This is a genomic window from Bacillota bacterium (genome assembly GCA_023511835.1).
GTDB lineage: Bacteria > Bacillota > Sulfobacillia > JAIMAT01 > JAIMAT01 > JAIMAT01.
This window is the reverse complement of record JAIMAT010000089.1, coordinates 1-7,499: the sequence shown is the minus strand read 5'-3', so window position 1 is coordinate 7,499 and position 7,499 is coordinate 1. Positions and strand designations below refer to the sequence as shown.

Annotated in this window: 10 protein-coding genes; 1 reads left to right on the top strand and 9 read right to left on the bottom strand. The window is 76.3% G+C overall.

The annotated features are described in order from the left end of the window. From K6U79_10155 to K6U79_10125, 7 genes are all read right to left on the bottom strand, one after another. A partial coding sequence (locus tag K6U79_10155) for a prepilin peptidase (GenBank protein MCL6522714.1) occupies positions 1-629 on the bottom strand: 629 nt, incomplete at its 3' end. Positions 630-637: 8 nt separating this feature from the next. Beyond that, positions 638-1,669: a type IV pilus twitching motility protein PilT gene (locus K6U79_10150; GenBank protein ID MCL6522713.1), complete on the bottom strand. Its 1,032-nt coding sequence runs from the start codon at positions 1,667-1,669 to the stop codon at positions 638-640. Further along, entirely contained in the window at positions 1,645-2,028 is a 384-nt protein-coding gene (locus K6U79_10145) for a hypothetical protein (GenBank protein MCL6522712.1), read from the bottom strand. The genes K6U79_10150 and K6U79_10145 overlap by 25 nt, the downstream gene beginning before the upstream one ends. 137 nt (positions 2,029-2,165) lie before the next feature. Further along, complete coding sequence (locus tag K6U79_10140) at positions 2,166-2,909, bottom strand: response regulator transcription factor (GenBank protein MCL6522711.1); 744 nt, start codon at positions 2,907-2,909, stop codon at positions 2,166-2,168. After that, on the bottom strand, positions 2,899-4,602 hold the full coding sequence (locus K6U79_10135) for a DUF3365 domain-containing protein (GenBank protein ID MCL6522710.1): 1,704 nt from the start codon (positions 4,600-4,602) through the stop codon (positions 2,899-2,901). Before K6U79_10135 ends, K6U79_10140 begins: the two co-directional genes overlap by 11 nt. Positions 4,603-4,626: 24 nt before the next feature. Next, on the bottom strand, positions 4,627-5,229 hold the full coding sequence (locus tag K6U79_10130; GenBank protein ID MCL6522709.1) for a YqeG family HAD IIIA-type phosphatase: 603 nt from the start codon (positions 5,227-5,229) through the stop codon (positions 4,627-4,629). 1 nt (position 5,230) lies between these two features. Continuing rightward, positions 5,231-5,860 carry a hypothetical protein gene (locus tag K6U79_10125; protein ID MCL6522708.1) on the bottom strand — a complete coding sequence of 210 codons (630 nt, stop codon included), beginning with the start codon at positions 5,858-5,860 and terminating at the stop codon, positions 5,231-5,233. Positions 5,861-6,059: 199 nt separating this feature from the next. On the opposite strand from K6U79_10125, the gene K6U79_10120 reads away from it, so the two are divergent. Continuing rightward, the gene (locus tag K6U79_10120) at positions 6,060-6,680 is read left to right on the top strand and encodes a DedA family protein (GenBank protein MCL6522707.1); all 621 of its coding nucleotides are present in this window, start codon (positions 6,060-6,062) and stop codon (positions 6,678-6,680) included. Positions 6,681-6,711: 31 nt separating this feature from the next. Here K6U79_10120 and K6U79_10115 read toward each other — a convergent pair whose 3' ends face one another. Both K6U79_10115 and K6U79_10110 read right to left on the bottom strand, forming a co-directional pair. Continuing rightward, positions 6,712-7,185, bottom strand: coding sequence for a sigma-70 family RNA polymerase sigma factor (locus K6U79_10115; protein MCL6522706.1), 474 nt, complete (start codon positions 7,183-7,185; stop codon positions 6,712-6,714). A 45-nt stretch (positions 7,186-7,230) separates the two neighbouring features. After that, the coding region (locus K6U79_10110; protein MCL6522705.1) for a hypothetical protein at positions 7,231-7,499 on the bottom strand (269 nt) is incomplete at its 5' end.

The window sequence follows — 7,499 nt, the reverse complement described above, 5'->3', positions numbered from 1 at the left end:
CCCAGGACGGCGGCGGCGAAGAGCGCCACCGCCGTCGACGCCGGCCCCAGGTAGAGACCCAGCACCGCCGCCAGCTTGACGTCGCCGCCCCCCAGCCCGCCCCGGCTGAGGAGCGCGATCAGCGCGAAGAGCAGCCCCGCCGCCGCCCCCGTCGCCAGATGCGGCCAGAAGCCCGCCCCCCGCGCCAGGAGGCCGACGCCCGCCGCCCAGGCGGCGGCCAGGGCGTTGGCCCCGTCGGGGATGAGGCGCACCCGCAGGTCGACGCCTGCGGCCACCACCAGGAGCGCCGCCATCCCCAGGCCCAGGAGCAGTTCGCCCCAGGTGCGCGCCCGGGCCGCCACGGCGGCGAAGAGGAGCGCCGTCGCCCCCTCCACCGCCGGCGCCCGCCAGCCGATGGGCGCGCCGCAGGTGCGGCAGCGCCCGCGCAACCAGAGCCAGCTGGCCACCGGCACCAGCTCCGCCGCCCTCAGCCGGCGGCCGCAGCTCTCGCAGTGCGAGGGCGGGCGGAGGAGCGACTCGCCGCGGGGCCAGCGGTCGATGACGGTGTCGAGGAAGCTTCCTGCGGCGAGGCCGACCGCGCCGGCGAGGAGCAGGAGGCCGTTCGCAGCGCCGGGCGGGGCCGCCGCCAGCGGCGGCGTCACGGCCGGACGCCCGCCCGCACGAGCGCCTCGGGCGTCACCAGGCCGCCGGCCAGCAGGCGGCCGGCGCTCTCGCGGAGCGTCACCATGCCCTGCTGGCGCGAGCTCTCCATCACCGAGGCCAGCTGCGCCGTCTTCCCCTCGCGGATCAGGTTGCGGACCGCGTGGGTGGCCACCAGCACCTCGGCCACCGGGTAGCGCCGGCGCCCGTCGCTGGAGGGGACGAGGCGCTGGGCGACGATGCCCTCCAGGACGCCGGCCAGCTGGACGCGCACCTGGTTCTGCTGCTCGGCGGGGAAGACGTCGACGATGCGGTCCACCGCCAGCGGCGCGCTGGGCGTGTGCAGCGTCGCCAGCACCAGGTGGCCCGTCTCGGCGGCAGTCAGGGCGATGGCGATGGTCTCCAGGTCGCGCATCTCCCCCACCATGATCACGTCCGGGTCCTCGCGCAGCGCGGCGCGCAGGCCGGCGGCGAAGCTGGGCGCGTCCAGGCCGATCTCGCGCTGGTCGACTAGGCTGCGGTCGTGCCGGTGAAGGTACTCGATGGGGTCCTCCAGCGTCACCACGTGGGCGCGGCGGCTGTGGTTGATCCGGTCGACCATGGCGGCCAGCGTGGTCGACTTGCCGTGGCCGGTGGGCCCGGTTACCAGCACCAGCCCCTGGGCGAGCTCGCAGAAGGCGTCCACCGAGGCCGGCAGGCCCAGGCTCTCCAGCGGCGGGACGTGCATGGGGATGAGGCGCAGGGCAGCCGCCAGCGAGCCGCGCTGGCGGTAGACGTTGACGCGGAAGCGACCGACGCCGGGAAGGCTGTAGGCGAAGTCCACCTGTCCCTCCCGCTCCAGCGCGGCGCGGCTCCGCTCGTCGAGGACCGGCTCGAGCAGGCGGCGCACGTCCTCGGGGCGCAGGCGCGGGCCCTCCAGGTCGACGAGCTCACCGTTGACACGCAGGACGGGCGGGGATTCGACAGTCAGGTGCAAGTCGGAGGCGCCGTGCTCCACCGCCCGCCTCAGCCATGCCGCCAGATCCTCCACGCGGAACCCACTCCCGAGCCGGCCGCCTTTTCCCGGTCCAAGCGGGGCGCGACGCCAGACTCCCCCAGGATTGGCAGGGGATCGGCAATCTTCGAGCCATTTCGATCCGGCGGCGTCGCTTCCTGCTGGCGAAGAAGGTCGGCGAGGCCGACCAGGAGCGTCAGCAGGACGAGCAGCAGGCCCGCGCCCGTCGCGGGCGCCGGGGCGCCGGCCGCGGCCGGGGCGAGGCCGTCGCCCAGGCGCGGCAGCCAGCCCAGGCGGTCCAGCGCGACCACCAGCGCCAGGGCCAGGCCGGTCTCCCACCAGCCGCCCCGGGCGGCCGCGGAGCCGGAGGAACGGCGATGGTCGGGCTTCCTCACGAATCCTCCCCCGGCTCACCACCCTACCGGGCGGATCTTGCCGGAGAAGGGTGCGTGCCTTACGAAAGTCTTGCGCTTGGCCGCCACTTGGCCGGCACTGGCTTGCCGGCGAGGGACGGGGGAAGACACCCCAACGCTCAGGGCGCTCCGGGAGCCTCCCCCAACCCCGGCGCGGCGGCTTCGACGTCCACCCGGAAGCGGTAGCCGACGCCGCGGACCGTCTGGATGCAGTCGAAGCCGGGGCGGACGCTCGACAGCTTCTCGCGCAGGCGGCTGATGGCGACGGTGACGTTGTTGCCGTCGGCGGCCAGGTCCGAGCCCCAGACCAGGTCGAGGAGCTGCTCGCGCGTCAGCACGTAGCCCGGATGCGAGGCCAGGACGTAGAGCAGGTCGAACTCGCGCGCCGAGAGCTCCACCACCTTCCCGTCGAGGAGGACCAGGCGCCGCGCCGGGTCGACGGTGAGCGGGCCCGAGCGGAGGAGCCTCTCCGGCTCCTCCCGTCCCGGGCACGTGCGGCGCAGGATGGCCTGGACGCGGAGCGCCAGCTCGGAGGGGCTGAAGGGCTTGGTCACGTAGTCGTCGACGCCCAGGCGGAAGCCGACCACCTTGTCGAACTCCTCGGAACGGGCGGTCAGGACCAGGATGGGCAGGTCGGAGCGTTCCCGGATGCGCTCGCAGAGCGTGAAACCGTCGAGCCCCGGCAGCATCAGGTCGACGATGGCCAAGTCGGGCCTCTCCCGCTCCAGCAGCGCCAGCGCCTCCTCCGCGCTGGCCACCGCCGAGACACGGTAGCCTTCCTGGCTCAGCCGGTCGTGCACCACCTGGCGGATGGCCGGCTCGTCGTCCACCACCAGGATGTGCAGGCCCTCCCTACGCGCCATCGGCGCCCTCCCTCCTCTCGCCCGCGCCCCCCGCCCGCCGCCGCTGGCGGACGGGCAGGCGCAGGACGAAGGTGCTGCCCCGGCCGGGCAGGCTGGCCAGCCAGAGCGAGCCGCCATGCAGCTCGGCGTAGCGGCGGGCCAGGCTGAGCCCGAGCCCGGTGCCGCGGCCCCCGGCCTGGCGTCCCTGCTCGAAAGGCTCGAAGATGCGCTCCTGCTCGTCGGGTTCGATGCCCGGTCCCTCGTCCTCGACCCCCGCCAGGACCGAGTCCGAGGAAGCGACGTAGCGGAGCCAGAGGCGGATGCGCCCGCCCGGCGGCGAGAACTTGACCGCGTTCTCCACCAGGCTCTCCAGGGTGCGGCAGACCCGCGTCTCGTCCGCCATCACCGCCGGCACCTCGTCGAAGTCGGTCTCGAAGCGGATCCCCTTGCGCTGGGCGGCCACCGCCATCTCGGCCTGCACCCGCGCCATCAGCTCCTGCGGCTGGACCAGCTCCGGGCGGAGCGTCACCTTGCCCGACTCCACGCGCGTGGTCTCCAGGATGCGGTCGATGCTGAGCAGAAGCGCCCGGCCGTGGGCCAGGATGCCGGCCAGGTACTCCTGCTGCGCCGGCGTCACCGCCCCCTGGCGTCCCTCCGCCAGCAGCTCGGCGTAGCCGAGGATGGCCGCCAGCGGGGTCTTCAGCTCGTGGCTGATGCGCGCCAGGAACTCGCTCTTGGCGGCGTTGGCCCGCGCCAGCTCGGCGTTGACCCGCTCCAGCCGCTCGTTGGCCTCGCGCAGCGCGCGCGTCCGCTCCTCCACCCGCTCCTCCAGACCGGCGTAGAGCGTGCGCAGCTCGGCCGCCGTCCGGTTGAGCGTCTGCTGCAGGATGCCGATCTCCAGGGCGCCGCCGGAGAGGCCGGGGTCGCGCAGGTCGCCCTGGCCGAGGCGGGCGGCGGCCTCCGCCAGCTCGCCCAGCGGGGCGACGACCGTCCGCCGGACCATGAAGGTGACCAGGGCGACCGTCAGCAGCAGGATGGCGGCGCCAAAGGCCGTCAGGCCCAGCGTGGCGTGGACGAGCCGGTCCTGGAAGGGGGCGAGCGGTACGTCGATGCGGATGAGCCCGGCCAGGTCGCCCAGCCGGAAGACGGGCGGCCGGGAGGGCGCGGTGCCGCCCGCGCCGCCCGCCGGCGCGGCCGCGCTTGCGCGCGCGGCGGCCGGAGCCGGGGCGCCGTGGCAGCGCAGGCAGCCCTGGTCGACGCGGATGGGGGCCATGTAGCTGTAGAGGCCCGCCGACCGGTCCTCCTCCACCACCTCGCGCAGCTCCGCGTCGCGGGCGAAGGCCTCCAGCGCCCGTTCCTCGTCGGCCGCCGGCGCGGGCGCGCCCGCGCCCGGCGTCTTCCAGACCTCGCGGATGCGGACGCCGTGCAGTCCCGGGAAGCTGACGTCGATCGCCTCGCGCACTGCGTCCGGGGTGAGGTGGCGGAAGCTCTCGCCTTCCTGGGGCTGGGAGGGGCGCGGGGAGGTCTCGGCCATGAAGGCGCGGACGGCCAGGAACTGGGAGGCGGTCAGGCGGCAGCGCATGGCCAGGTCGTCGCGGATCTGCGCCTGGCGCTCGCGCGCGTCCCACCAGATGTAGACCGACCAGACGAGGAGCAGGGCCAGCGAGAGCGAGAGGACCAGCCGCCAGCCCACGCTCCGCCGAGCCCCCGGCAAGGGACCGATCCCCCCGCCTCGAATCTAGCGGCGCTCCTCCGCCGGCGAATCGGGTTGGGACCGGATCCCGCCGCCCGCCGCCTCCGGCCCGCCGCCCGTCTCCGGCAGGCGCCCCAGCCGGCGCAGCCGCGCCATCCAGAGCGCCTCCAGGCGGCGGAGGAGGCGCGTGCCGGCGAACTCGCGCGGGCTGCGGGGCCGCACCCAGACGGTGCGGCAGCCGGCCAGGCGGCCGCCCAGCACGTCGGTGAAGAGCTGGTCGCCGATGACGGCCACCTCCGCCGGCCCGAGCCCCAGGCAGGCCAGCGCGCGGCGGAAGCCGCCGGGCCAGGGCTTGGCCGCGTTGGCCACGCCGCCCGCCAGCCGCTCCGCGCGCGCGATGGCCAGGACGCGGCCGCTCCGGTTGTTGGAGAGCAGGCAGACACCCAGGCCCGCCCGCCGCACGCGCTCCAGCCAGGCGCGCGACTCGGGCGGAAGCTCGGGCGCGTTCCAGTCGGTCAGGGTGTTGTCCAGGTCGACGATGAGGCCGCGCACGCCCATGGCCCGCAGCCGGACGGGGTCGACCTGCTCGAGCCGCTCTACCGCCTCGTCCGGCACGAGCCAGGAAGCCCTGCACCCCCCTCCCCCCATCTCAGCGCACGCTCCGGTGGGCGGGCGCCCGGCGGGCGGAGCCCAGGACGAAGTCGATCCAGACGCGGCGGGCGAGCCAGCCGTCCGCCGCCGCGGCCAGCGCCGCCGCCGCCGGCCCCTCGCCGTCCCCCGTGCCGCGCGCCTGGACGAGCAGCACCTCGGCGCGCCGCCCCTCCAGGAGGGCGCCGCCCTGCGCCCAGCCGCGCAGGAGCAGGACCGCCCCGGCGGGCGTCCCGGCGGCGGCCTCCGCCGGCTCCGGCGGCAGGAGCAACTCCAGGCGGGGGCCCCCCTCCCCCGGACGGGCGCGGCGACCGCCGTGCGGCCCGCCGCCGGCCGCCTCGAGGCCGAGGCGGAGCGCGAGGCCGGCTCCCGGCCCCTCCGCCAGCGAGGCGCGGAGCGCGGACAGGAGCTCCGCGGTCCGGTCCATGGCCGCCTGCACGAGGAGCGAGGCGGCGCTCCCCTCGAAGCGCCAGCCGACCGCCCTCTCGCACCCGGTGAGGCGCACGAGCGGCCGCGGCGCTCCAGCGCCGCCCGTCGCCTCGAGCTGGCCGGCCCGCCCGCCGGCCAGGCGACGCCAGGGGCCGTGGGCGGCCAGGCCCGCCAGCAGGCTCTCCATCTCGACCTCGAGCACCCTCCGCCTCTCCCTCCCTGCCGCGCCTCCCCCTCCGCCTCGGAGGAGGGAGCGGGATCTGGTATGCTTCCTCCGGCGCCAGCCGTAGAAGTCCCCGGAAAGCCGGCGCGCTGGGCGCGCCTCGAGACCGCCTCGCGGGAGGCCGATCCGGCTCTCCTCCAGGGTAGCGCATGCCGGGCGGGGATCAGGGGGGCGGGGCATGGGCGAGTGGATCGCGAGCATCCTCCAGGCCGTCCTGACGGCCATGGCGACGCTGGGCTACCCGGGCCTGCTGGTGGGGATGGCGCTGGAGAGCGCCGGGGCACCCCTGCCCAGCGAGGTGCTGCTGCCCTTCGCGGGCTGGCTCGTCGACCAGGGGCGGATGGGCTTCCTGGAGGCGGCGCTGGCCTCGACGGTGGGCGGCGCCGCCGGCTACCTGGGCCTCTATGCCGTGGGGCGGTACGGCGGGCGCCCCTTCGTGGAGCGCTGGGGGCGCTACGTGCTCCTCAAGCCCGCCGACCTGGACCGGGCGGAGGCCTGGTTCCGCCGCTACGGCCCGGCCGCCGTCTTCTTCGCCCGCATGGTGCCCGTCATGCGCGGCCTCATCTCGCTGCCGGCCGGCGCGGCGCGCATGTCGCCGGCGACCTTCACCCTCTACTCGGTGGCCGGCTCGCTGCCCTGGACGGTGGGCCTGCTCTGGGCGGGCACGCTGCTGGGCCAGCACTGGGCGGCGATCCAGCCCTACTTCCACTGGTTCACCCTGGCGGTGGCCGTCCTCCTGGTGGCGGCGCTGGCTCTCTGGGCCACCTCCCGCCTCCGCTCGGGCGCGCTCCGCACCTGAGAAGAGGCGGCCGGCCCGCGCGGCCGCCGGCTCAACGCCCGCCCCTCTCCCCGTCCGGACGCCCGGCCCCGCTGGGCGAGCCGGGCTCCCCTCCCCCGCCGGACCTGCCGGACTGGGCCTTCCCGCGGGCCCGGCCGGCCGTGCGCGGGTCGCCGTGCTGCATCGCCTGCCAGGCCTGCCGCACCTGCCGCACCGCCCGCTTCTCCAGGCGGGAGACGTACGAGCGCGAGATGCCCAGCTGGCGCGCCACCTGCCGCTGCGTCAGCCGCTCGCCGCCGCGCAGGCCGTAGCGCAGCTCCAGCACCTGGCGCTCCCTGGGCCCCAGCGACTCCAGGAGGGCCTTCACCCGCCCGGCGCTCCAGCGGTTGGCGATGATGTCGATGACGGGCTCCGAGCCGTCCTCGAGGACGTCGATGAGCGCGATCTCGTTCCCGTCCCGGTCCTGGCCCACCGGGTCGTGGAGGAAGACCTCGTTCCGCGACTTCCTCTTCTGCCGCAGGTACATCAGGATCTCGAAGTCGATGACGGCGCCCCCGCGGTCCTTCCTTCCTCAACCGGGCGGGGCGCCGGCGCGCCCGGGATCGGGGAGCGGCGCCCCCGCCTCGCCGCCGCAGGAAGCCACGCGCACCCGCAGCCGGACCCGCTCCTCCCCCACCTCCACCTCCTGCACCAGCGTCCGCACCAGGCGCTGGCGGAGCTCGAAGGGCAGCCCGGTGCCCTCCCGGAGGCGGGCGAGCCAGCGCCGCGCCAGCTCCTCCCAGGCGCCCGCCGGCCGCTCCGCCGGTGCCGCCGGCGCCGCCCGCGCCCGCTCCGCGCCCA